Below are 23,670 nucleotides of genomic sequence, written 5' to 3'. Positions count from 1 at the left end.
GACGAGGCTGTAGGGGCGGTTCGCGAACCGCCCTTGCCGGTGTGGCGCAGTTGCTGTGTGCCGGGCTTGTTCACCCTGACGTCTCCTCGCGAAACGGCGCCGTCTTCTCGTGCATCGAGGCGATGCCCGCCGGGCTTTCGATCATGCGGATGTTGGTCTGGACGGGGCCGCCGGCCAGCGTTACCGCGGCGTCGTGCGCCCGCGCTGCGACGTCGAGCAGCTCGCGCAGCGAGTCGCCCTCGATGGTGGTCTCCATCGGGCCGACCTCATGCGAGACGCCGCTGTCCTGGATCACCGCAATCGCGGCGTCAACGGCCGCCATCGCGTCGGGCGCGTTCAGCGGCAATACCTGGAGAGCCAGCGTCGCCCGGGGCATTCGTTCACCGCCATTAACAAAAAGACCGCAGATTCGGTGGAACCTGCGGCAGCCAACGCGGTGAACGTCCCTGCGCTGGCATTACCCAGATCAGGTTCCACGGGTCGGCGACGCTTTAGTGTCGCCCTCTCAGCCGGGCGTTACCCCAGCTCCCCGCGATCAATCAGGACATCTAAAGGATACGACACGGCGGGGCGTCGCGTGGAGCGGCGGTAGGACGCCGAGCCGCCACACCGAAGACATCTATGCAGGATCCCCACCCCAGCCTTCCCCCTGTCAGGGGGAAAGGGTTCGGGCAGGGACTCTCTACATCGCGATCGGCGGCGGATACGCCAGCGGAATTCCTGGCACGGGCATGCGCAGGCGGTTGAGGTGCCAGCGGCCGAGGTTTGCAGTGAAGAGGTCGGTGAGGTTGGGGCCGCCGAAGACGATGTTGGTGGGGGACGAAAGCTGCGTGTGGTTGGGGTCGTCCACGAGGACCTGGATGCGTCCGGCGGGTTCGAGCCGGTAGATGCGGCTGGGGGTGTAGAGGGTGATGTAGAGCGTGCCCTCGACGTCGAATTGCACGCCGTCGGGCACGTCGCCGGGGAGGGTGGCCACGACCTGGCGCTCGCCGAGCATGCCGTCTGACAGCACGCGCAGGCGGCTGACGCCGGGCATTTGCGACTCCACGACGTAGAGCCACTCGCCGGAGGCGTCGACGCACATGCCGTTGGCGAAGTAGCGCGGCGCCTCGCTCACCAGGTCCGTGGACCCGTCGGGCCGCACGCGGTAGATCCGGCCGGTGTCGTGGTCCCATTCGCCGGAGTCGGAGACGTAGAGGTCGCCGGAGGGATGGAAGCAGGGATAGTTGGGCGTTTCCATGGGCTGGTCGGGGGTGCCGCGGGTGATCTCAGTGACGCTGCCGTCAGCGTTGGCGCGCACCACCGAGCCGCCATACGCGGCGCAGACGTAGACATTCGCCTCGGCGTCGCAGGCGACGCCGCCCAGGAATCCCTCGTGCTGGGCGATCTGGGTGATGGCCCCGCTGTCGGGATCGACGCGATAGATTTGGCCAGCCTCGCCGCCGGCGTAGAGCTGCCCATCCGGGCCCCAGGTGACGCCTTCGGGGTGGTCCAGGCCGTCGTTGAAGTCGCCGGCGACCGTCTCGACCTCGGACACATCGCGTAGTGGCATGGTGCGCGCCCTCGATGAGTGTCTGGTCGCTCACGGTACCTGACGCGGATTGGGGCCGCCCACTGCGTAAACTCAGGGTGAAGGCGAACCCGAGACTCATGCCCCGCGTGCCTGCCGCCATCGCCACCACGCCCGTCGACACGCTTGGCCGCCACATGCGCGATCTGCGCATTTCGGTAACGGACCGGTGCAATTTTCGCTGTCCCTACTGCATGCCGGCTGAGGTCTACGGCGAGCACTACACGTTCTTGCCGAAGTCCCAGATCCTCACGTTCGAGGAGATCACGCGGTTGGCGGGCATCTTCGTCGAGCTTGGCGTGCAAAAGCTGCGGCTGACCGGGGGCGAGCCATTGCTGCGGGCGGACCTGCCGAACCTGGTGTCGATGCTGGCGGCCCTGCCGGTCGAGGACCTGGCGCTCACGACCAACGCCCACCTGCTCGCGCGGCACGCCGAGTCGCTGGCCGAGGCCGGACTGCAGCGCGTGACGGTGAGCCTGGACAGCCTGGACGACGTGGTGTTCCGCGCCATGAACGGGCGGGGCTTCGGCGTGGACGCGACCTTGGAGGGCATCGCGGCCGCTGAGCGCGTTGGCCTGTCGCCCATCAAGCTGAACTGCGTGGTGGTGCGCGGCGTGAACGACCACACCATCGTCGATCTCGCGCGGCGCTATCGCGGCACGGGGCACACGGTGCGATTCATCGAGTACATGGACGTCGGCAACCTCAACCAGTGGCAGGTGGATGAGGTCGTGACGGCCGATGAGATCGTGGAGCGTATCGGGGCCGAATTCCCGCTGGAGCCGCTGCCGCCGAACTATCCGGGCGAGGTGGCGAGTCGCTTTCGCTACCGTGACGGCGGCGGCGAGATCGGCGTCATCGCGTCGGTGAGCCAGCCCTTCTGCGGGGCCTGCACGCGCGCGCGGCTGTCGACCGACGGTCACCTGCTGACGTGCCTGTTTGCGTTTGGCGGCACGGATCTGCGGACGCCGATGCGCGAGGGCGCCACGGACGCCGAGCTGCGCCAGCTGATCGGCGGCGTGTGGCAGGTCCGCCGCGACCGCTATTCGGAGGCGCGCGCGGGCCTGATCAGCGACGACGGCCACGGACCGGACGTGCAAAAGGTCGAGATGTTCCAGATCGGCGGCTAGCGCCTGTGCGGGACCACGACGTCCGCCAAGCTCCGCTCCAATCGAGCTAATGGCCGATCCTGGCCTCCTGGGATATGCCGCCGCGACTATCGGCGTCTTCATGACGCTGGTGTGGCTGTTGAGCCTGCTGCTGCGCGACGCGTCAATCGTTGACGTGTTTTGGGGACTGGGGTTCATCGTGACCGGGGCGCTAGCCGCGTGGCTGGGATCGGGCGATGCCGGGCGCTCCGCGCTGCTCCTGGTATTGGTGGCGGTGTGGGGCTTGCGCCTGGCCGGTCACATCGGCTGGCGCAATCACGGCAAGCCCGAGGATTCGCGTTATCAGAAGTTCCGCGCCAACGCCGGGAGCGCCTTCTGGTGGCGCAGCTACTTCACCGTCTTCCTGCTCCAGGGCGTGGTGATGTGGGTGGTCGCGCTGCCGTTGCTGGCGGCGCTGGGCGAGCCGCAGCCGTCCCTGCCGACCGCGTGGGACGTGGCGGCCATCGCGCTCTGGGCCATCGGCTTGGCCTTCGAGGCGGGCGGCGACCTGCAATTGGCGCGGTTCAAGGCCAACCCGGCCAATCGAGGGCGGGTGCTCGCCACCGGGTTCTGGGGGCTGACGCGACACCCGAACTACTTCGGCGACGCCGTGGTGTGGTGGGGACTCGGTTGCTTGGGACTGGCCGTCGGCGCGTGGTGGACGCTTATCGGCCCGCTCGTCATGACGGTGCTGCTGGCGCGAGTGTCGGGCGTGACGCTGCTCGAGCGCAGCATGATCGAAAGCAAGCCGGGCTATCGCGAGTACGTGGAATCCACGCCGGCGTTCTTCCCGCGAATCCCCTTCCTGGGACCACGTGGATAGCCAATCGGCCTGGTTCGAGCGGCTGGCGGCGCGGGGGATGGTTCCCGACGGCGTCCTGCGCCTTGGTGTGCGGATGGCCTTGCGTCGACGGCTGCGGGCGCTGCGACGCGGCGAACCCCAAGAGCGCTTTCGCGCCTTGCGCAACGGGCCAACGGCGGTTGCCACGGACGCCGCCAATCGGCAGCACTACGAGGTGCCGACCGAGTTCTTTCGCCTGATCCTCGGTCCGAGGCTCAAATACAGCAGCTGCCTTTGGCCTGCGGGCGTCGAGACGCTCGTGGAGGCCGAGGACGCCATGCTGGATCTTTGCGCGCAGCGCGCCGATCTCGCCGACGGCCAGCGCGTGCTCGACCTGGGATGCGGCTGGGGTTCATTTGCGCTGTGGGCTGCCGAGCGATATCCGAGATCGACGATCACCGCCGTGACCAACTCACGCACGCAGCGCGACCACATCGTCGGCGAGTCGCGGGCGCGCGGCTTGGCCAACCTGGACGTGTTGCACGCCAATGCCGCCGTGGACGAGATTCCGGGTCGTTTCGACCGGATCGTGAGCATCGAGATGTTGGAGCACATCCGCGATCACGGCGCGCTGCTGGCCCGCCTGGCCGATCGGCTGGACCCGGATGGCCGGATCTTTGTCCACGTCTTCAGCCACGTGCGGCACGCCTACGCCTTCGAGCCCGAGGACGGCTGGATGGCGCGCTGGTTCTTCAGCGGTGGGACGATGCCGAGCCTCGACCTCTTTGACGAGTGCGCGCCGGCCGTGCGCACCGTCGACCGCTGGGTCGTGAATGGCCGGCACTATGCCCGGACGTTGGGCACGTGGTTGGGAAACGTCGACAAGCGCCGCCCGCAGATCGTTGAGCTCTTTCGGGGCGTCTACGGCGACGAGGCGGCGTGCCTCTGGCTGACGCGGTGGCGGCTCTTTTTCATCGCCTGCGAGGAGCTATTCGCCTATCGGGGCGGGCGAGAGTGGGTAGTGGCGCACCATCTGTTCGCCCCCGCCAGGGTCGGGGAAGCCCAGGCGCGGCGGATCGCCTAGCGTGTCAAACGCACCAAGAGTTATCGCGAGCGACCGCCAAGCCAGGTCGCTGAGGTGAGACGCCGCAACACATGAGAATCGCCGTCATTGGCGCCGGGGTGTCGGGCCTCGTCGTGGCGCGCCGGCTGCATGCGCACCATGACGTCACGGTCTTCGAGGCAGGCGACGAACCGGGCGGACACTCGCGCACGCTTGACGTGTCTCGCGGTGGCCGCACCTTCGCGGTCGATACCGGCTTCGTGGTCTTCAACGACCGCACGTATCCGGAGTTCCTGCGCATCCTCGATGACCTCCGCGTCCCGACACAGCGGTCCGAAATGAGCTTCTCCGTGCGTTGCGACCGCACGGGCATCGAGTACAGCGGGGCGTCGTTGAACGCCGTGTTCGCCCAGCGCCGCAATCTGGCGCGCCCCACGTTCTTGCGGCTGGTGCGCGACTACCTGCGATTCAATCGTCAGGCGCCAAAGCTGCTGGAGGCCGACGGGCGGCTCACGCTGGACGACTACCTGGAAGGCGCGGACTTCTCGCGCGTTTTCCGTGAGCTGTATCTGGTGCCCATGGGCGCCGCCATCTGGTCGACCGATCCCGCGCGCTTCGGCCAGATGCCGATTCGCTCGTTCGTGCGTTTCTTTCACAACCACGGACTGCTGGGGATCCGGGGCAAGCCGCAGTGGTACTCAATCACCGGCGGCGCCCGCGAGTACGTGCAGGCGCTGGCTCGGCCATTTCGAGACCGAATTCATACCCGTGCGCCCGTGACCCGCGTGCGGCGAGCGGACGACCACGTCGACGTCACCGTGGCCGGTGGGCATGTCGCACAGTTTGACCAGGTCGTGCTCGCGACCCATAGCGATCAGGCGCTGCGCCTGCTTGCCGATCCCAGCCCCGAGGAACGCGCCGTCCTTGGGGCTATCGACTACCAGGCCAACAGCGTCGTGATGCACACCGATACGAGCCTGCTTCCCCGGCGGCGCCGCGCCTGGGCGGCGTGGAACTACTACATTGCCCCGGACGGCGGGGGCCGGGTGGCGACGACATACAACATGAACCGCCTGCAGCGATTGGACGCGCCGGAGACCTTCTGCGTGACGCTCAACCAGGACGAGCGCATTGACGACGCGGCCGTGATCGCCCGCATGACCTACCACCACCCGACGCTCAATCGCGCGGCATTCGCCGCCCAGCGCCGGTGGTCCGAGGTAAACGGCCGGCGCCGGACCTGGTACGCGGGCGCCTACTGGGGCTATGGCTTCCACGAGGACGGTGTGGTGAGCGGCCTGCGGGTGGCGCGGGCGATCGAGGCCGGCGCGTGAGCGTCGCGAGCTGCCTCTACACCGGCGTCGTGATGCACCGGCGCCGGAGCCCGGTCGCGCATGAGTTTCGCTTCCCGCTCTTCATGGCCTACGTCGACCTGGCGGAGTTGCCCGGAGTGTTCGATGGGCATTGGCTCTGGTCGGCGCGGCGACCGGCGCTGGCGTGGTTTCGCCGAGGCGATCACTTTGGCGATCCGGCGCTGCCGCTGGACGAAGCCGTGCGGCGGCACGTCCACGAGGCGACTGGAAACCGGCCTGAAGGCCCCGTCCGGCTGCTCACCCACCTACGCTACTTCGGCTATGTCTTCAATCCGATCAGCGTCTACTACTGCTTCACGCCGGGCGGCGAGCGACTCGAAGCGCTGGTGGCCGAGGTCACGAATACCCCGTGGGGCGAGCGTCACGTCTACGTGGTGGCGCCGGAGCCTGCTGGCGAGGGCGCCCAGCTTCGAGCGCGCTTCTCAAAGGCCCTGCACGTTTCGCCCTTCATGACCATGGATTTGGAATATCGGCTGTCGGCGACGGCCCCCGGCCAAGACCTTGACGTGCGGATGGCGGCGATCCGGGACTCGGCGCCACTTTTCGAAGCCGCCCTTTCGCTCCGCCGCCGACCCATGACTGCGCGCGCGCTCAATGGCGCGCTGATTCGCTATCCGTTGATGACGGCGCGCGTGACCGCGGCGATCTACTGGCAGGCGCTGCGACTCAGGCTCAAGGGCGTGCCGTTCGTGCCGCATCCGGGACGGAGCGCACCTTCGAGCGACCGGACGCTCGGGAGGACCGACTAGCGGCCGCGCCGACCTACTTCTTCGACGCCTCGAAGTATGGATTGGTGCCCGAGGCGTGATCGGTCACGTCGATCACCCGCGTGACTTCGGGCACGGCCTCGCGAATCGCGACCTCGATGCCCTGGGTCAGGGTCACGGACGCCATGCCGCACCCCTGGCAACCGCCGCTGAGCCGCAGGTAGGCCGCGCCGTCCTCGACGGAGACGAGCTCGGCGTGCCCGCCGTGCGCGGCGATGGCGGGATTGATCTGCTGCTCCAGAATCTGCGCGACCTGATCCGCCACTGCGCCGCTGAGCTGCGGCGCGGGGACGTCACGGGCAGCCGGTCCGGCAACCGGGCTCGGGGTGTTGGGGTTGTCGACGAACAGGCCGCCGCCATTCGGGGCGGAGCGATAGTCGATGGTGGCGCCGTCGAGCTGGTCGGTGCTCCCGGCGGGAACGACCACATTGAGCCCGTCGGCGACCTCCACAACCGCGTCCTGGGGTCCGGCGTCGCTCGAGCTCTTCAGATACATGTCGTAGCTGAAGCTCGCGCCCGAAATGCCGGTGACCTCGATCCACATGGCGAGGTCGTCCTTGTCGGGCCGGTCGGAGCGCGCGCGAAAGTCGAGGACCAAGTCGCGCGCGGCGTCGCTTATGAAGACTTCGGTGTCGTGTTCCAGGGTCATGTTCCCCATCCGGCGGGCATGCGGCGCGTCGTCCGTTCGTGGTTCATCATAGGACGATGCGCCGGGTTCTCCTACTGCTGCCGACACGGGCTTACCGCGCGAGCGACTTTCTCGAAGCCGCGCGGGAGCTTGGCGTGGAGGTCGTCGTCGGCGCCGAGCAACGTCACGCGTTGGATGACGTGATGGCATCGCGCGTGATCGAGCTGCCGCTGAACCGCCCCGAGATCGCAGCGGACGCCATCGTGGAGTTTGCGGATGAGGCGCCGCTCAACGCCATCGTGCCGGTGGATGACGCGGGAGTCGCGGCCGCGTCGCTCGCGGCGGAGCGTTTGGGTCTGGCGCACAGTCCGCCCGCGGCGACGGCGCTCACGCGGGACAAGGCCGCCATGCGCCGGCGGTTGGCGCAGGCCGGCGTGCTGCAGCCGGCGTTTGCGCTCGTTGACGGTGACGAGGATCCGGTGGCCGCGGCGGCGGAACTCGGATTTCCGGTAGTGCTCAAACCCCTGACGTTGTCAGCCAGTCGCGGCGTGATCCGCGCGGACACGCCGGCAGATGCGGCGGCCGCCGCGGCCAGAATTCGCCGGATGCTGGGCGGGTCTGATGACGGCCTGCCCGCGCCGTTGCTGGTCGAGCGCTTCGCGCCGGGGGTGGAGATCGCAGTTGAGGGTCTGTTGCGACGGGGGACACTGCATACGCTGGCCATCTTCGACAAGCCGGATCCGCTCGACGGCCCCTACTTCGAGGAAACGCTTTACATCACGCCATCTCGCCTCCCCGGCGAGGTTCAGCGTGCGGTTGAGGAAGTGACGAGCGCGGCCGTCGTGGGGCTGGGCCTGACCGAAGGTCCGGTTCATGCCGAGATTCGTGTGGACGGCGACGCCGCCACAGTGATCGAGGTTGCCGCGCGCTCCATCGGCGGCCTCTGCGCGCGATCGCTGCGATTCGGGCTGGGCGTGTCGCTGGAGTCGCTGATCCTGCGCCACGCGCTGAACCTGCCGCTGCGAGACACCACGGCCGCGCACGCCGCGTCGGGCGTGATGATGCTGCTCATTCCCCGGGCCGGCGTGCTGGTCGAGGTGCGCGGGCGCGAGGCGGCGCTGGATCTTCCCGGCATCGTGGGGCTGGAGATCACGATCGCGCCGGGCGGCTGGGTCGAGCCGCTGCCGGAGGGCGACCGCTATCTTGGCTTCATGTTTGCTCGGGGTGACACTCCCGATGCCGTCGAGTCGGCCCTGCGGCGCGCGCATGCGAAGCTTGAGGTTGAGATCGATCCGGACCGCGCGCCGAGGCGGCGCGGCACGGAGGCTTCGGAGGCGGGACGCTGATGCGGGTGTTGATCGTCTCGACCTACGAGCTCGGGCACCAGCCCGTGCATGCGGCGTCGCCGGCCGCGGCGCTGCAGGCGGCGGGTCATCAGGTGCACGCGATGGATCTGGCCGTCGAGATGTGGGACCCGGACGCGCTGGACGGCATCGACGCGCTGGCGTTTTCCGTTCCGATGCACACGGCCATGCGCATTGCCGTGAGCGCCGCGCAGGCGGCGCGTCGCACGCACCCGGACGTTCCCATTTGCTTCTACGGCCTCTATGGCGAGATGGCGCCGGCGCTGGACCCGAGCCATTCCATGGACCGCGCGCTTGCCGGGGAGTACGAGCCGGAGCTCGTCGCCTGGGTGGATGCCCTGGCGGGCGCGAACGGGACGCCCAGCGTTGTCCCGGAGGTCATCCAACTCACCAAACACGACTTTCACGCCCCGGCGCGCGAGCTGCTGCCGCCGATCGACCGCTATGCGCGGCTTGCCGTGGACGGCGAAGAGCGTCTGGCGGGCTATGTCGAGGCCAGTCACGGCTGCGTCCACAAGTGCCGCCACTGTCCGGTGCCGGTGGTCTATGACGGACGCATTCGCATCGTCGGCGCGGACACCGTGCTGGACGACATTGCGCGGCTGGTCGATGCGGGCGCGCGCCACATCACCTTCGGCGATCCGGACTTCCTCAACGGCTGGCGCCACTCGCGCAAGGTGGTGCGCACCATGCACGCGCGGTTTCCGGAACTCACATTCGATTGCACGACCAAGGTCGAGCACATCCTGGAGCACGCCCAAGTGTGGCCCGAATTCGCCGACGCGGGGTGCCTGTTCGTCATCTCGGCGTTCGAGTCGCTCAACGACGAGATCCTGGAGTGCCTGGACAAGGGTCACGTGGCCGCCGAGGCCGAGCAGGCGATCACCCTGCTTCGCCGCCATGGCATCGAGACGCGGCCCTCCTGGCTGCCGTTCACGCCATGGACGACCTTCACCGACGTGCTGGACATTCTCGATTTCGTCGCGCGGCACGACCTCGTGGGGAACGTCGATCCGGTGCAGTACAGCATTCGGCTCTTGCTGCCCAAGGGGTCGCTGCTGCTCGATCTGCCCGACATGCAACGCCACCTGGGGGCGTACGACGAGGCGCAGCTCAGCTATACGTGGCAGGCGGCCGACCCGGCGGTCGATGCGCTCCAGGCAGAGCTCGCGACGTTGGTGGCGAACCTTGCCGACGAGGACACGGATATTGCCACGTCCTATGCCGCCGTGCGGGCGGCTGTGATCGACGCTGCCGGAGCAGCCGCCGACGGACGTGCGCGCGACGTCCTCGTCAACGCCGAGCGCGCGGCGGCGCGGCCAAGGCTCACCGAGGCCTGGTTCTGCTGCGCCGAGCCGACGGAGCTGCAATTCGCGCAGTTGGCGGGGATTTAGCGCCCGCCCGCTTCACTTGCCGTAATTCGAGACCTTGGCGGGGCTTGGATCGGTTCGACGTGGTGGGTACGCTCGGGTCATGGTGTCGACCACCGTCGATGTGCACCGACCGGGCCGGGTGGCCTATCGCGACGCGTGGGCCTGGCAGCAGGCGCGCGCGGACGACGTTCGCGCCGGCACGGCGGCGGAGGCGCTTGCGCTGCTGGAGCATCCGCCGGTGTACACCTGCGGCCGCCGCAGCGACCCGGCGAACTTGCTGGCGTTGCCGGAGCGGCTGGCGGCCCAGGGGGTCGAGGTCGTTGACGTCGAACGCGGGGGCGACGTGACCTATCACGGTCCGGGCCAGCTGGTGGCCTATCCGATCCTGGACCTGCGCCGCCGCGGCATCTACCCGATCAGCTTCGTTCGGGGCCTGGAGCAAACGCTGGTGACCACCCTGGCCGCGCTCGGCGTGCCCGCGGCGCCGCGGAAGAGCCTGCCCGGCGTGTGGGTGGGCAACGACAAGATCGCCGCGCTGGGGGTGCACGTACGCGGCGGGGTGAGCATGCACGGCATCGCGCTCAACCTCGCGCCGGACCTGGCGGCCTTCGAGGCCATCGTGCCCTGCGGCATCCAGGACGCGGGCATCACGTCCGTGGAGCGCTACTGTGGGGCCGCGCCCGATCACGAGGCCGCCAAGGAGGCATTCATCACCGCCTTCGCGCAGACGTTCGATGTAGCGTTGCGGGACGTTGCCGCGGACAAGGCCCTTGCCAATGGCCACTGAGGTCCGGCCCCGATTCCCCAAGCCCGCGTGGCTCAAAGTGCGCGCGCCGACCGGAGACCGTTACACCGGTCTGAAGCGGCTGATGCGCACGCAGTCGCTGCACACCGTGTGCGAGGAGGCCCGCTGTCCCAACATCGGCGAGTGCTGGAACGACGGCCACGCCACCTTCATGATCCTGGGCGACACCTGCACGCGCGCCTGCGGCTTCTGCGCCGTCACCTCGGGCCGACCCGATGCCATTGACCCGTTGGAACCGTTGCGCCTGGCGGCCGCGGTGGAGCGCATGGGGCTGGACTACTGCGTCATCACCTCCGTCAACCGCGACGACGCGCCTGACGGCGGCGCAAGCGTGTTTGCCGACTGCATTCGCGCTGTGCGCCGGGTGCGCCCTTCGTGCCAGGTCGAGGTGCTCGTTCCCGACTTCATGGGCAACTGGGACGCGCTGGCGACGGTGATGGAGGCGCGCCCCGTCGTGCTCAATCACAACACCGAGACGGTGCCGCGCCTCTATGCCCGGGTGCGGCCTAAGGCGCGCTACGAGCGCACGTTGGAGCTCATCCGCCGAGCGGCCGACATGGCGCCGGACGTGGCCACCAAGTCGGGGGTGATGGTGGGCCTGGGTGAGACTCGTGACGAGCTGCGCGCGACGCTTGCCGACCTGGTGGAGCATCGCTGCGAGCTGCTGACCGTGGGGCAATACCTTCAGCCGACACGCAAGCACCTGCCGGTGCAACGCTTCTATCACCCGGACGAGTTCGTCGAAATCGCCGAGGAGGCCCGAGCGCTGGGGTTCGTCCACGTGGAATCCGGCCCCCTGGTGCGCAGCTCGTACCACGCCGGGCGTCAAGCCCTCGCCGCGTCCATGAACCGCGCGCGCGTGGGATGAACAACCGAGCCCGGCGTGGCACGCTTGTCCCGCCGGAGGCGCCTCGCTGCGGCCGAGCGGCCGCGTGAAGCGCCAGGCCAATGCCGACCGTCTGGCAGTTCGCAAAGCGCCCAGCGCCGGGCGTACTACCCTTGCGTAGTCTCTAGGCGGAGCCCATGGCACAGCTAGACACCCACCGCGACGGCGTCTTGAACGGCGGTCAGGGCGCTGACGCGGTCGAGACGCGAGACTGGCTGGACGCGCTGCACGACGTGCGGCGGCTATCCGGCAACGAGCGCGTGCGTGAGTTGCTGCGCGAGTTGCAGATCCACGCGCAGCGAGCCGGCGGCGTGCTACCGGTCACCGCGCGCACGCCCTATGCCAACTCCATTCCGCCGGAGCGCGAGCCGGCCTATCCCGGCGATGAGGCGCTCGAATGGCAGATTCGCAGCATCATTCGCTGGAACGCGATGGCCATGGTGGTGGCCGCGAATCGCGAGGCAGACGGCATCGGCGGGCACATCTCCACCTATGCGTCGGCGGCGACGCTCTACGAGGTCGGCTTCAACCACTTCTTCCGCGGGCCGGATCACCCCGAGGGGCCGGACATCATCTATTTCCAGGGCCACGCGGCGCCGGGCATCTATGCGCGGGCGTATCTCGAGGGTCGACTGACCGCCGAGCAAATCCACGACTTTCGGCGTGAGCTCATGCCCAGCGGCGGCGTCTCGTCGTACCCGCATCCCTGGCTCATGCCCGATTTCTGGCAGTTCCCCACAGTGTCCATGGGCTTGGGCCCGCTGATGTCGATCTACCAGGCGCGGTTCATGCGCTACCTGGAGGATCGGGGGCTGAAGCAGCCCTCCGACCAGCGGGTGTGGGCCTTCGTGGGCGACGGCGAAGCCGACGCGCCGGAGACCATCGCGGCAATCTCCCTCGCCGGGCGCGAGTACCTGGACAACCTCACCTGGGTGGTCAACTGCAACCTGCAGCGTCTGGACGGCCCGGTGCGCGGCAATGGCAACATCGTGCAGGAGTTGGAAGGGCTGTTTCGCGGCGCCGGCTGGAACGTGATCAAGGTCCTGTGGGGCCGCGATTGGGACGAGCTGTTCGCGAACGATCGCGACGGCCTGCTCACCCGCCGCGCGGGTCAAATCGTCGACGGTGAGTACCAGAAATACAGCGTGGCCGGCGGGGCCTACATCCGCGAGAACTTCTACGGGGTGGATGAGCGGCTGTTGGCCATGGTGGCCGACCGCAGCGACGACGAGCTGGTGCGAATGAACCTTGGCGGACACGACGCGCGCAAGGTCTACGCAGCCTTCAATGCGGCCGTGCGCCATAAGGGCGCCCCGACGGTCGTGCTGGCCCGCACGATCAAGGGCTACGGGCTCGGCGAGGCCGGCGAAGGCCGCAACGTGACGCATCAGCAGAAGCAGCTGAACGAGGACGAGCTGCTGACGTTCCGCGATCGTTTCAAGATCCCGATTTCCGATGAGGACCTCGGTCGCGCCCCGCTTTACCGCCCGGGGCCCGACAGTCGCGAAGTCCGCTATCTGACCGTCCGCCGCGAGGAGCTCGGCGGATTCATGCCCATGCGCCGGGCGGAGAAGAGCCAGATCTCGACTCCGCCGGCAGACGGCTTCGCCGAATTCGAGGCCGGGAGCGAGCGGCCCGCCTCCACGACCATGGCGTTCGTGCGCATGCTGTCCAAACTGCTGCGCGATCCGGCGCTGGGTCCGCGCGTCGTTCCGATCGTGCCCGACGAAGCCCGCACCTTCGGCATGGAGGCGCTGTTCCGTCAGGTCGGCATCTACTCGGCCGTGGGACAGCTCTATGAGCCGGTCGATTCGGCGTCGCTCCTCTACTACAAGGAGGCCACCGACGGCCAGATCCTGGAGGAAGGGATCGCCGAGGCGGGAGCGATGAGCTCGTTTATCGCCGCCGGGACTTCCCACGCGACCTATGGCGTCGCTACATTGCCGTTCTTCATCTACTACTCGATGTTCGGCTTTCAGCGCGTTGGCGACCTTGTCTGGGCCGCGGCCGATGCAAGGACGCGTGGATTCCTGTTGGGCGCCACCGCGGGACGGACGACGTTGGCGGGCGAAGGCTTGCAGCACCAGGACGGCCACAGCCATCTCTTGTTTTCGGTGGTGCCGACGTGCCTGGCCTACGATCCCGCGTTTGCCTATGAAATCGCGGTGATCATCCGCGAGGGCATCCGCCGCATGCACGAGCAGGATGAGGACGTGTTCTACTACCTCACCCTGGGCAACGAGGCGTATCCGCACCCGAGCCTGCCGGCGGACGACGGAGTGCGGGAGGGCATTCTCAAGGGCATGTATCGCCTGCGTGCCGCCGATGCGGCGCCCGGCCAGCCGCGCGCCACGCTGTTGGGAAGCGGCGCGATCCTCAACGAGGTGCTCGAGGCGCAGGAGATGTTGGCGGCGCGTTACGGCGTGGCGGCGGACGTGTGGTCGGTGACGAGCTACACCGAGCTGCGCCGGGAGGCGCTGGACGCCGACCGCTGGAACATGCTGCATCCAGACCGGACGCCGCGCACGTCATACGTGGCAAATTGCCTGGCGAATGCGCCCGACGTGGTCGTGGCCGCCTCCGACTACATGAAGTCGCTGCCGGACCTGATTGCCAAATGGGTTCCGGGTCGGCTGGTGGCGCTGGGCACCGACGGTTTCGGGCGCAGCGATACGCGCGCGGCCCTGCGCGACTTCTTCGAGGTTGATGCTCGCTTCGTGACTCTGGCGACGCTGCACGCGCTGGCGCGAGAAAGCCGAATTGACAGTGAACTGGTATCCGAGGCGATCGAGGACCTGGGCATCGACGCCGAGAAACCGAATCCGCGGCTGAGCTGATGCGAGCGACAGACCCGGGTGCGGGCGACGTGCGGCGCCGGCCATGAGCGTCGACCTGCGCCTGCCGGACCTCGGCGAGGGAATCGAAGAAGCCGACGTACTCAGCGTGCTGGTGAGTGTGGGCCAGGTGGTGGACGCCGGCGACTCGGTGATCGAGATCGAGAGCGAGAAGGCCACGTTGGAGGTGCCCACGGACGCCGCAGGCACCGTCACCGGAATTCACGTGAAATCGGGCGACACGATCGCCGTGGGCGAGCCGGTGCTCACGCTGGAACCTGAGGGCGCGGAGACGCCGCCGGCCGAGGCGGCATCGGAGGCCCAGCCTCAGGTCGACGAGGCGCCAGGGCCACCCGCCGACGGCGCCGAGGCTGCGGCGCGCCGCTCGGGGATCGAACCGGAGCCGGCAAGCGCCGGCCCGGACGTTCACGTGGCGCCGCCCTTCGCAGACGCCGAAGTCGAGGCCGACGGCCGGCCGGTGGCCGCGGCGCCGTCGGTGCGGATCTTCGCGCGGGAAATCGGTGTGGACGTGCGCCAGGTCGAGGGCTCAGGCCCTGGCGGCCGGATCTCCATGGATGACGTCAAGGCGCATGCGCGCCGTCGACCCGCGGCGCCCGCGCCGGACATCGCGCCGCCGCTGCCCGACTTCGCCCAATGGGGACCCATCGAGCGCGTGCGCCTGAGCCGCCTGCGACGGACGCTGGCCGACAATCTATCGCGGTCGTGGACCACGATTCCGCACGTCACGCTGTTCCAAGAGGCCGACGTGACCGATGTCGAGGCGCTGCGCGCCGAGTACAAGGCGCGTGCCGCGGCCCGAGGCGCCAAGCTCACGATCACGGCCTTCATCCTGCCGGTGGTCGCGGCGACGCTGAAGGCGCATCCCGAGCTCAACGCCAGCCTGGACCTGGCCGCCGGCGAGATCGTGCGGAAGGGCTACTTCCACCTGGGCGTGGCGGCCGATACCGAGCGCGGGCTGCTGGTGCCCGTAATCCGTGACGTGGACACCAAAGGCGTGATCGAAATCGCGGCAGAGTTGACCGGCATTGCCGAGCGGGCGCGCGCCGGCAAGCTGACGCCGGACGAGATGCAGGGCGCGACCTTCACCATCAGCAACCTCGGCGGGCTGGGGACCGGATTCTTCACCCCGATCGTGAACCCGCCCGAGGTGGGCATCCTGGGCGTCGGCCGCGCCGTTCCACGCGCGACGATTCACAACGACGCGATGCAAACACGCCTCATGCTGCCGCTCTCGCTGTCGTTCGATCATCGGGCGCTCGACGGCGCCAACGGCGCGCGCTTCCTGTCCTCGGTTGTCGATGCGCTCCAGCGGCCGACGATGCTGGCGATGGAGCCCTAGGGCGCCGTGACCAGTTCAGACGGACGGCGCCATGTCGTCGTGATTGGCGCCGGACCCGGGGGCTATCCCGCGGCGTTCCGCGCGGCCAAGCTGGGTTTTGGCGTGACGCTGATCGACCCGGAAGCGCTTCCCGGCGGGGTGTGCCTCTATCGCGGCTGCATTCCTTCCAAGGCGCTGCTGCATGCGGCGGAGGTGATGCGGGCGGCGAGCGACGCGGATGCCATGGGGCTGACGTTCGGCGCGCCGCGCGTGGACCTGGACCGCCTGCGCGCGTGGAAGGACGAGGTGGTCGTCAAGCAGACGCGCGGCCTCGCCAGCCTCACGCGGGCGCGTCGAGTGCGACACGTGCAGGGGCGCGCCCGCTTCCGCGACGCCCACTCGCTCGAGGTCACGGGCGAAACGTCGCAAGTCATCGAGTTCGACGCCGCGATCATCGCCACGGGCTCGTCGCCCGCGGCGCCCGAGGGCCTTCGCAGCGACTCGCCGCTCGTCATGGACTCGACCGCCGCACTGGCCGTCGACGAGGTGCCTGCCACGCTGCTGGTCGTTGGCGGCGGCTACATCGGACTCGAGCTGGGATCGGTTTACGCGGCCCTGGGGTCCCAGGTGACGCTGGTCGAAATGACGCCGGGACTATTGCCGGGTGTCGACCGGGCGCTGGTGAAGCCGCTGGCGGCGCACATGGACGCCGTGCTGCGCGAGGTCTTGCTGGACACGCGAGTCACCGCCTTGCGACCGGCGGCGGATCGAGTCGAGGTGGAGCTCAGCGGGCCGTCGGTGGAGCAGTCGCGGCGCGTGTTCGATCGCGTGCTGGTGGCGGTGGGGCGGACGCCCAACAGCGGCGACCTGGGCCTGGAACACACGGCCGTCGAGGTCGATGCCAAGGGGTTTATCCAGACCGATGCGCAGCAACGGACGGCCGAGCCGACGATCCTTGCTGTCGGCGACGTGGCGGGCGAGCCGATGCTGGCGCACAAGGCGACGCACGAGGGTCACGTGGCCGCGGAGGCGATCGCGGGCGAGGCGTCGGCATTCGACGCGCAGGCGATACCCGCGGTGGTCTTCACCGATCCGGAGATTGCCTGGTGCGGTCTGACCGAAGACGAGGCCATCGCGCGCGGCCAGGAGGTGGAGGTCAGCCGCTTCCCGTGGCTGGCCTCGGGACGCGCGGCCATGCTGGGCGGAATCGAGGGGCTGACGCAGCTCGTCGTCGAGCCCCGAACGCGGCTGGTGCTCGGCGCCGGCATCGTCGGACGCGGCGCCGGCGACCTGATCGGCGAGTGCGTCCACGCCATCGAGATGGGGGCCACGGCGGACGACCTGGCCCTGAGCGTCCATCCGCACCCCACGCTCTCCGAAACCATCATGGAAGCCGCGGCGCTGCTGGACGACGACAGCCCGCACTTCATGGCGCGAAGGCGGGCCCAGAGATAGCCGCGGGCGCTTGCCGATGACCACCAAGATCGTCTGCTGGAACATCGCCCGCCGCAATGAGCCTTGGCGTTGGCTGCTTGATATGGACGCGGACGTGGCGCTCCTGCAGGAGGCTGCGGAGCCGCCGTCGGAGGTTGCGGCACGAGTCGAGATTGATCCCGCGCCCTGGGACATATCCGGAGAAAAGTGGAACTGGCGCACGGCCGTGGTCCGACTCTCGGATCGGGTCCGCGTGGATTGGATCTCGTCGGCGACCCTGACAGAGGCGGAGCGGGGTGAGTTCGCGGCCAGTTGGCCCGGCACGCTGAGCGCCGCCACGGTGACGCCGCCGGGTGGCGAGCCATTCATAGTGCTTTCTATGTACGCCTGGTGGGAGAATCCCCACTCTTCGGTCGGCAATTGGATCTACTCGGACGCCACGGCGCACCGCGTCGTCTCCGACTTGTCCACATTCATCGGCGGAGAACGCGATCATCGGATTCTCGCGGCGGGTGACTTGAACAGCTTCTACGGCTATCACCCCCATGGCGATGTCTACTGGGCGGCCCGCTACCAGACGGTGTTCACGCGGATGGGCGCACTTGGCGTGCCGCTGGTCGGACCGCAGGCGCCGCATGGCCGGCAGGCCGATCCCTGGCCAGATGAATTGCCCAAGGGAAGCAAGAACGTCCCCACGTTTCACTCGAATCGCCAGACGCCGGCGACCGCCACGCGTCAACTGGATTATGTCTTTGCGTCGCGGGACCTGTCGGATTCCGTCAGTGTGCGCGCCCTAAATGAGCCGGAGCAGTGGGGGCCAAGCGACCACTGCCGGCTGGACATCCGAGTCGCATAGCTCCCCGAAGGCGCGACTATTCGGCGAAGTCTGCCAACTCCCCCAACTCAGCCAGGTAGGCGCGGACGGCGGCGCGCCAGTCCCGCAGCGGATGTCCGCGCACGGCCACCATGCGATCCGTGGCCAGCACCGAATACGGCGGGCGTCTGGCCGGCGTGGGGTATTCAGCCGTCGTGATCGGCGTCAGTGAGGGCGCGAGACCGGCGGCCGCGAAGATCTCCTCGGCGAACTCGAACCAGGTGCAGGACCCGCTGTTGACCACGTGAAAAGTTCCCCGGGCGTTGGCCTCGATTAGTCCGATGATCCCCTCGGCCACGTCCCGCGCATACGAGGGGGTGCAGTGCTGATCGTTGACGACGTGGAGGTCACGGCCTTCCCGCGCCAGCCGCAGCATCGTGCGCACGAAGTTTCCGCCCTTGACGGCCGAGCCCCGGGAGCCGTAGAGCCCGCAGGTGCGCACGATCAGGTGTCGGACGCCCGTGCCGCGAACCAGGTGCTCACCGGCCAGCTTGGAGGAGCCGTAGACGCTCAGGGGCGCCGGCAGGGCGTCCTCGGGCAGCGGCTCGCGCGCCGCCTGTCCGCCGAAGACGTAGTCGGTGCTCACGTGGACCAGCGTGGCGTTGGCCGCGGCGCAGGCCCGTGCCAGGTTCAATGGGCCTTGGGCATTGACGTCGAACGCGCGAGCAAACTCCGTCTCAGCCTGGTCCACGTGGTTGTACGCGGCGGTGTTGATGACGACCGCCGGCGCGTGTTCTGTGAACGCACGTTCAACCGCCGGGGCGTCGGTAATGTCCAGTTCGGCGCGCGGCAGCGCAACGGTTGAGCCGGCCGGCAACTGCTGGGCCAAATAGCTGGCTAGCTGCCCACCGCCGCCGGTGATCAGAGTGCGCGCGGCGTCGTCACGACCGCTCATCGAAGCGCCTGCTGCCGCCGCCTAGCTCCAAACGCTCAGAATGCCCGCCATGATCGGCAGCGTCACCACGTGGTAGCCCACGTTGATCAGGTAGAGCGACCGGGGCCGGTTCTCGTAGACGTAGGATGAGGCGAAGGCCGTGGCCACGAGACCAATCGCGCCCCAGATGCCGATCACGAAGCCCTCGCCGAATCCTTCCGCGCCGGTGAAGGCCACGATCTGCGCGAGCAGATATGAGGTCACGAGCGCGCCGACGTTGCTCACCACCAGCGCCCGCACCATGTTCCCCTCGGCCTCGATCTGCTCCTGGGTCTTGCCGATCAGGCGCATCCACGCCTTGCCGAACACCCGCAGGGAATACCAGTTGAAGCCGACCGCGAGCGGCACAAGGGCCGCCACGATCATTGCCGCGTAGTTGATCTCAGCCGTCCACACAGGAGTCCCCGATCTTTCTCTGGCCGCGGGCTGCGACCGTGCCAAAGACGCTCGGCGGTGTCAACGCCGGCCAGCGCGGGCGCCGCAACAAGCGTGAGATATGGCACCGGCGCTCGCCGGAACCACCCTTTCGCGCCATAGAATGGGTCATGGCCGCGCCGGTGCGGCCGCAGGGCGAGGATGACGCCGATGGTCACTTCTTCCGGGACAGCGCACGTCTTTCGCAGATTCGGCAACCGTCCCGGCTCCATTCACGTATCAATGGTCGAGAGAGCTTGTTGCATAGGAGATAGGGATGGCTGACGCGAGCGCCGGGAGGTTTTCCCGCATGTTGAGCTACTGGGGACGCGGCGGACTGGCGGGGCTGCTGGCCGCGTTGCTGGCCGTGGGCGTGAGCGAACTCTACGCCGGAATCTTCGGCGGCTTGCCGTCGCTCCTCGTTTCGATGAGCGGACGGATCGTGGACCTGAGCCCGCGCGCGATGGAGGAGTTCGCCATCAGCGTGTTCGGCACCAGCGACAAGCTGGCGTTGGTCATCTTCCTAGTCGTGCTCAGTGGAATCTTCGGCTTCATCCTTGGGGTCGTGGCCCTCCGGTCCCGGCCGATTGCCGTGGCGGGCTTTGCAGCGTTTGGATTGCTCGCGGGCTTCGCGAATGGGTTTGACGCACAGTCGACGCCGGCGCACGGCGTGGCCATGGCGGCAGTCTCGGCGGGACTGGCCATCGTGGCGCTCCTGTGGTTCACCCGCGCGAATCCGGTCGCGGCAACGGCTGGCGACCAGGCGGCGGACCTTCAATTTCAGCGCCAGCGCCGAGTCTTTCTCGGCAGCGGCGCGGTGGTTGCGCTGGCCGCGGTGGTCACCGGGGTTCTTGGCCGCAACCTGATCGAAGGCGCCAAGGTTGCCGTGGCCAGCCGCGATGACATTGTGCTGCCGCCTGCGCGCAGCCGAGCGGCCGCGGCCGCTCCGGCGCCAGCGGCGACGGCTGCCGCCGCCGAGACTCCCGCGCCAACCCCGGCGCCGGCGGCAACGGCCGCGCCGTCCGCCACTCAGGCTCCGCTGACGACTCCGGCCCCCGTGGCCACGCCGGCCGCCCCCGAGGCGGCGTCGGCCGAAGCGACCGTCGCCGCGACCGGCACGCCCACCCCGATCGAGGTGGAGGCGGCCACCGGCTCGCTGCCCTCGGAGACGATGCTGGACGTGCGCGGCATCTCATCGCTGGTCACGCCAAACCGAGACTTCTATCGCATCGACACGGCGTTCTCGATTCCGCGCGTCGACGTTGAGGACTGGGAGCTCAAGATCACCGGCCTGGTGGACAGCCCCTACTCCCTCACCTACCGCGAGCTGCTCGATCTGGCCACGGACGAGGACTACGTCACGCTCTGCTGCGTGTCCAACGAGGTTGGAGGCCGTCTGATCGGCAACGCCAAGTGGCAGGGCATCCCGCTGGCCGACGTGCTCAATCGCGCCGGCATCCAGGATGAGGCCACCCAGATCGTCGGTCGGTCGGTGGACGGATTTTCGGCCGGCTTTCCGCGCGAGGTGGCGTTCGACGGGCGCCCGGTTCTGGTCGCCGTCGGCATGAACGGCGAGCCGCTTCCGTTCAAGCACGGCTTTCCGGCGCGCCTGGTGGTCTCGGGCCTCTACGGCTACGTCTCCGCGACGAAATGGTTGCAGGAGATCGAGCTCACCACCTGGGAAGGGTTCGACGGCTACTGGATCCCGCGTGGCTGGTCGAAGGAAGGGCCCATCAAGACGCAATCCCGCATCGACGTGCCGAAGCCGTTCTCGTTCGACACCGCGCCGGGCCTGCAGGCGGTTGCGGGCGTGGCATGGGCGCAGAACCGTGGCATCAGCAAGGTCGAAGTGCAGCTTGACGGCGACGGTGAGTGGAAGGAAGCGAAGCTCTCCTCGCCGATCAGCAAGCACACCTGGGTGCAGTGGGTGAGCGAATTCGAGTTCACACCGGGCTCGCACTTCGTCCGGGTGCGCGCGACCGACTCCGACGGCGAACTGCAGGCCAAGGGGCCCAAGAGTCCGGCGCCGAACGGCGCCGAGGGCTGGCACCAGGTCAACTTCCGCGTCACCGACGGATAGGCGCCGCGGCACAAAACAGCGCTTGGCGCCGGGCGCCTGCCCGGTTATACCTAGATGGGGAACGCCCGCGCGGCCGCTGACGCCGCGCGCGCCCCAATCCAGGAGGGTGGACCTTGGTCCAAGTGCGCGAAGCGCCGGAGCGCGAAATGTCGCCTGGCGTGCGGCAGAACGCGATTGTCGTGCGCAGCATGTCGAAGGCCTACGGCAAGGTCCAGGCTCTCGACGACGTGAGCCTCGACGTCGCGGCGGGCACCATTCACGGTCTGCTGGGGCCCAACGGCGCCGGCAAGACCACGCTGGTGCGCATTCTCACCACGCTGCTGCCGCCGGACAGCGGGCGCGCCTGGGTGGCCGGATTCGACGTTGAACGCGAGGCCACGCAGCTCCGGTCGAAGATCGGACTGGCGGGCCAGAGCGCCGCGGTCGATGAGTACCTGACGGGCCGCGAAAACCTGGAGCTTGTCGGGCGTCTCTACCACCTGGATCGCTCGACCGCCGGGCGGCGCGCGGCCGAGTTGCTCGAACGTTTCGACTTGACTGAAGCGGCCGACCGTCGCTCCAAGACTTACTCCGGCGGCATGCGGCGGCGGCTCGACCTGGCCGCGAGCCTGGTGGCCGATCCGGAGGTGCTGCTGCTCGACGAGCCGACCACCGGCCTCGATCCCCGCGCGCGCCGCGAGCTATGGGCGGTGATTCGGCAACTCGTGTCGGACGGCACGACCGTGCTGCTGACGACGCAGTATCTGGAAGAGGCGGATGAACTGGCGGATCGAATCACACTCGTGGACCTGGGGCGGGTGATCGCCGAGGGCACCGCCCAGGAGCTCAAGCAGCGCACGCACGGCGACGTCCTGAGCGTTGTCGTCAACGATCCCGCACAGGCCGACGCCGCGCTCGGGGTCATTGCGGGCCACGGCAGCGGGGATGCGCGGATTAATGACGATGGCGTCACTGTCACCATGCCCGTCGCGGGTGGGGCGGCGATGCTGGCGGCCGTCATCCGCGATCTGGACGACGCCGGCGTGGAAATTTCGGACATCGGCGTTCGCCGACCTTCGCTCGACGACGTGTTCCTTGCCCTGACGGGCCATACCGCCGGGGCCGACCGTGCGGAATAGCGCGAAAGGACGACTGGGCCGTGCATGACACCCTGACGGCGCTGCGCATCGAGGCGCGGTGGGCCCTGGCCGACACGCTGGCCATGGCTCGGCGCAACCTCATTCGCTATGTGCGGTCGCCCGAGCTGCTGGTGTTTTCCACCATCAACCCCGTCATGTTCGTGCTGCTGTTTACCTACGTCTTCGGCGGGGCCATTGACGTTGGGTCGGTCAACTACATCGACTTCCTGCTGCCGGGAATCCTGGTGCAGACAGTAGTGTTCGGTGCGGTGCAGACGGGAGTTGGCCTGGCCGAGGACCTCTCGTCCGGCATGGTCGATCGCTATCGCTCGCTGCCGATGGCGCGGTCCGCGGTGATGGCGGGGCGGATCCTCGCCGATACCGTGCGCAACGTCTTCGTGGTGCTGCTGATGATCGGCGTGGGCTATGCCATCGGCTTTCGCTTCAATGCGAACGCGGCGGCGATCATCGCCGTTCCAATCATCCTCGTGATCTTCGGGCAGGCGTTCTCGTGGATCTCGGCGGCGATCGGCGTGTCGGTGCGCGAAGCCGAGACGGCGCAGGTGGCGGGGTTCATCTGGATCTTTCCGCTCACCTTCATGAGCTCGATGTTCGTGCCGGTGCACACGATGCCTGGGTGGTTGGAAGCCTTCGCGAGCGTCAATCCGATCACGGTGACGGTGGACCTGTTGCGAGGGTTGTCGCAGGGCGGCGAGATCATGCCGTCGCTATGGCAGGCGGCCGCCTGGACCGTCGGCTTGGTGGTGCTGTTCTCGACCGTGGCCATCACGCAGTACCGACGACTTTCCTAGCGCACGCGATTTCGTGGCGGTTGGTGAAGCCGCCTTTACAATCGGAACCTGTGACTCCGCAATGCCAACGCGC

21 protein-coding genes and 1 riboswitch are annotated in these 23,670 nt (G+C 68.3%); of the genes, 16 read left to right on the top strand and 5 right to left on the bottom strand.

Features of this window, described 5'->3' with window-relative positions:
• Window positions 1-70 precede the first annotated feature (70 nt).
• Together OXG79_10465 and OXG79_10460 are read right to left on the bottom strand one after the other, a co-directional pair.
• On the bottom strand, window positions 71-376 hold the full coding sequence (locus tag OXG79_10465) for a thiamine-binding protein (protein ID MCY3784197.1): 306 nt from the start codon (window positions 374-376) through the stop codon (window positions 71-73).
• Between the two features lie 50 nt (window positions 377-426).
• A riboswitch (TPP riboswitch) is annotated at window positions 427-542 on the bottom strand.
• 140 nt (window positions 543-682) lie between these two features.
• Complete coding sequence (locus OXG79_10460) at window positions 683-1,552, bottom strand: SMP-30/gluconolactonase/LRE family protein (protein ID MCY3784196.1); 870 nt, start codon at window positions 1,550-1,552, stop codon at window positions 683-685.
• 119 nt (window positions 1,553-1,671) lie between these two features.
• Between OXG79_10460 and moaA the strand changes: the two genes are divergently transcribed.
• The 5 genes from moaA to OXG79_10435 all read left to right on the top strand — a co-directional run bounded on the left by moaA (window position 1,672) and on the right by OXG79_10435 (window position 6,684).
• On the top strand, window positions 1,672-2,700 hold the full coding sequence (gene moaA / locus OXG79_10455; GenBank protein MCY3784195.1) for a GTP 3',8-cyclase MoaA: 1,029 nt from the start codon (window positions 1,672-1,674) through the stop codon (window positions 2,698-2,700).
• A gap of 49 nt (window positions 2,701-2,749) precedes the next feature.
• Entirely contained in the window at window positions 2,750-3,541 is a 792-nt protein-coding gene (locus OXG79_10450) for a DUF1295 domain-containing protein (protein ID MCY3784194.1), read from the top strand.
• Window positions 3,542-3,578: 37 nt separating this feature from the next.
• On the top strand, window positions 3,579-4,583 hold the full coding sequence (locus tag OXG79_10445) for a cyclopropane-fatty-acyl-phospholipid synthase (protein ID MCY3784193.1): 1,005 nt from the start codon (window positions 3,579-3,581) through the stop codon (window positions 4,581-4,583).
• Between the two features lie 71 nt (window positions 4,584-4,654).
• Window positions 4,655-5,896: an FAD-dependent oxidoreductase gene (locus OXG79_10440; protein ID MCY3784192.1), complete on the top strand. Its 1,242-nt coding sequence runs from the start codon at window positions 4,655-4,657 to the stop codon at window positions 5,894-5,896.
• Window positions 5,893-6,684 (top strand): DUF1365 domain-containing protein, encoded by a 792-nt coding sequence (locus tag OXG79_10435; GenBank protein ID MCY3784191.1) that lies wholly within the window; start codon window positions 5,893-5,895, stop codon window positions 6,682-6,684. The genes OXG79_10440 and OXG79_10435 overlap by 4 nt, the downstream gene beginning before the upstream one ends.
• Window positions 6,685-6,697: 13 nt before the next feature.
• On the opposite strand, the gene OXG79_10430 is transcribed toward OXG79_10435, so the two are convergent.
• Window positions 6,698-7,351 (bottom strand): NifU family protein, encoded by a 654-nt coding sequence (locus OXG79_10430; GenBank protein ID MCY3784190.1) that lies wholly within the window; start codon window positions 7,349-7,351, stop codon window positions 6,698-6,700.
• A gap of 56 nt (window positions 7,352-7,407) precedes the next feature.
• On the opposite strand from OXG79_10430, the gene OXG79_10425 reads away from it, so the two are divergent.
• From OXG79_10425 to OXG79_10390, 8 genes are all read left to right on the top strand, one after another.
• Entirely contained in the window at window positions 7,408-8,676 is a 1,269-nt protein-coding gene (locus OXG79_10425) for an ATP-grasp domain-containing protein (protein MCY3784189.1), read from the top strand.
• On the top strand, window positions 8,676-10,088 hold the full coding sequence (locus tag OXG79_10420; protein MCY3784188.1) for a CUAEP/CCAEP-tail radical SAM protein: 1,413 nt from the start codon (window positions 8,676-8,678) through the stop codon (window positions 10,086-10,088). The genes OXG79_10425 and OXG79_10420 overlap by 1 nt, the downstream gene beginning before the upstream one ends.
• A gap of 79 nt (window positions 10,089-10,167) precedes the next feature.
• The gene (gene lipB, locus OXG79_10415) at window positions 10,168-10,854 is read left to right on the top strand and encodes a lipoyl(octanoyl) transferase LipB (protein ID MCY3784187.1); all 687 of its coding nucleotides are present in this window, start codon (window positions 10,168-10,170) and stop codon (window positions 10,852-10,854) included.
• Complete coding sequence (gene lipA / locus OXG79_10410; GenBank protein ID MCY3784186.1) at window positions 10,844-11,740, top strand: lipoyl synthase; 897 nt, start codon at window positions 10,844-10,846, stop codon at window positions 11,738-11,740. Before lipB ends, lipA begins: the two co-directional genes overlap by 11 nt.
• 155 nt (window positions 11,741-11,895) lie before the next feature.
• Complete coding sequence (gene aceE / locus OXG79_10405; protein MCY3784185.1) at window positions 11,896-14,595, top strand: pyruvate dehydrogenase (acetyl-transferring), homodimeric type; 2,700 nt, start codon at window positions 11,896-11,898, stop codon at window positions 14,593-14,595.
• Window positions 14,596-14,638: 43 nt separating this feature from the next.
• Complete coding sequence (locus OXG79_10400) at window positions 14,639-15,952, top strand: dihydrolipoamide acetyltransferase family protein (GenBank protein MCY3784184.1); 1,314 nt, start codon at window positions 14,639-14,641, stop codon at window positions 15,950-15,952.
• 6 nt (window positions 15,953-15,958) lie between these two features.
• The gene (gene lpdA, locus OXG79_10395) at window positions 15,959-17,386 is read left to right on the top strand and encodes a dihydrolipoyl dehydrogenase (protein MCY3784183.1); all 1,428 of its coding nucleotides are present in this window, start codon (window positions 15,959-15,961) and stop codon (window positions 17,384-17,386) included.
• Between the two features lie 16 nt (window positions 17,387-17,402).
• A complete protein-coding gene (locus tag OXG79_10390; protein MCY3784182.1) occupies window positions 17,403-18,221 on the top strand; it encodes a hypothetical protein in 819 nt (272 codons plus the stop codon).
• A 16-nt stretch (window positions 18,222-18,237) separates the two neighbouring features.
• Here the strand turns inward: OXG79_10390 and rfbD are convergent, their stop codons facing one another.
• Both rfbD and OXG79_10380 read right to left on the bottom strand, forming a co-directional pair.
• The gene (rfbD, locus tag OXG79_10385) at window positions 18,238-19,134 is read right to left on the bottom strand and encodes a dTDP-4-dehydrorhamnose reductase (GenBank protein MCY3784181.1); all 897 of its coding nucleotides are present in this window, start codon (window positions 19,132-19,134) and stop codon (window positions 18,238-18,240) included.
• 21 nt (window positions 19,135-19,155) lie between these two features.
• The gene (locus OXG79_10380; GenBank protein MCY3784180.1) at window positions 19,156-19,569 is read right to left on the bottom strand and encodes a DUF1761 domain-containing protein; all 414 of its coding nucleotides are present in this window, start codon (window positions 19,567-19,569) and stop codon (window positions 19,156-19,158) included.
• 295 nt (window positions 19,570-19,864) lie between these two features.
• Here OXG79_10380 and OXG79_10375 point away from each other — a divergent pair, with 295 nt between their 5' ends.
• The 3 genes from OXG79_10375 to OXG79_10365 all read left to right on the top strand — a co-directional run bounded on the left by OXG79_10375 (window position 19,865) and on the right by OXG79_10365 (window position 23,597).
• Entirely contained in the window at window positions 19,865-21,667 is a 1,803-nt protein-coding gene (locus OXG79_10375; GenBank protein MCY3784179.1) for a molybdopterin-dependent oxidoreductase, read from the top strand.
• 158 nt (window positions 21,668-21,825) lie between these two features.
• Window positions 21,826-22,785: an ATP-binding cassette domain-containing protein gene (locus tag OXG79_10370; GenBank protein ID MCY3784178.1), complete on the top strand. Its 960-nt coding sequence runs from the start codon at window positions 21,826-21,828 to the stop codon at window positions 22,783-22,785.
• A gap of 20 nt (window positions 22,786-22,805) precedes the next feature.
• Entirely contained in the window at window positions 22,806-23,597 is a 792-nt protein-coding gene (locus OXG79_10365; protein ID MCY3784177.1) for an ABC transporter permease, read from the top strand.
• Window positions 23,598-23,670 lie beyond the last annotated feature (73 nt).

Source organism: Chloroflexota bacterium (genome assembly GCA_026706485.1).
Lineage (GTDB): Bacteria > Chloroflexota > UBA11872 > UBA11872 > UBA11872 > JAJECS01.
Note: the sequence above shows the minus strand (reverse complement) of the source record. Positions and strands in the feature narration are given on the sequence as shown.

What these genes read in the sequence shown, in the direction of transcription:
- OXG79_10460 (MCY3784196.1), bottom strand. Translation starts at nt 1,552, where the DNA reads ATGCCACTACGCGATGTGTCCGAGGTCGAGACGGTCGCCGGCGACTTC.
- OXG79_10390 (MCY3784182.1), top strand. Translation starts at nt 17,403, where the DNA reads ATGACCACCAAGATCGTCTGCTGGAACATCGCCCGCCGCAATGAGCCT.
- OXG79_10400 (MCY3784184.1), top strand. Translation starts at nt 14,639, where the DNA reads ATGAGCGTCGACCTGCGCCTGCCGGACCTCGGCGAGGGAATCGAAGAA.
- OXG79_10430 (MCY3784190.1), bottom strand. Translation starts at nt 7,351, where the DNA reads ATGACCCTGGAACACGACACCGAAGTCTTCATAAGCGACGCCGCGCGC.
- rfbD (MCY3784181.1), bottom strand. Translation starts at nt 19,134, where the DNA reads ATGAGCGGTCGTGACGACGCCGCGCGCACTCTGATCACCGGCGGCGGT.
- lipA (MCY3784186.1), top strand. Translation starts at nt 10,844, where the DNA reads ATGGCCACTGAGGTCCGGCCCCGATTCCCCAAGCCCGCGTGGCTCAAA.
- OXG79_10445 (MCY3784193.1), top strand. Translation starts at nt 3,579, where the DNA reads ATGGTTCCCGACGGCGTCCTGCGCCTTGGTGTGCGGATGGCCTTGCGT.
- OXG79_10425 (MCY3784189.1), top strand. Translation starts at nt 7,408, where the DNA reads ATGCGCCGGGTTCTCCTACTGCTGCCGACACGGGCTTACCGCGCGAGC.
- lipB (MCY3784187.1), top strand. Translation starts at nt 10,168, where the DNA reads ATGGTGTCGACCACCGTCGATGTGCACCGACCGGGCCGGGTGGCCTAT.
- OXG79_10465 (MCY3784197.1), bottom strand. Translation starts at nt 376, where the DNA reads ATGCCCCGGGCGACGCTGGCTCTCCAGGTATTGCCGCTGAACGCGCCC.
- aceE (MCY3784185.1), top strand. Translation starts at nt 11,896, where the DNA reads ATGGCACAGCTAGACACCCACCGCGACGGCGTCTTGAACGGCGGTCAG.
- OXG79_10420 (MCY3784188.1), top strand. Translation starts at nt 8,676, where the DNA reads ATGCGGGTGTTGATCGTCTCGACCTACGAGCTCGGGCACCAGCCCGTG.
- OXG79_10375 (MCY3784179.1), top strand. Translation starts at nt 19,865, where the DNA reads ATGGCTGACGCGAGCGCCGGGAGGTTTTCCCGCATGTTGAGCTACTGG.
- OXG79_10440 (MCY3784192.1), top strand. Translation starts at nt 4,655, where the DNA reads ATGAGAATCGCCGTCATTGGCGCCGGGGTGTCGGGCCTCGTCGTGGCG.
- OXG79_10450 (MCY3784194.1), top strand. Translation starts at nt 2,750, where the DNA reads ATGGCCGATCCTGGCCTCCTGGGATATGCCGCCGCGACTATCGGCGTC.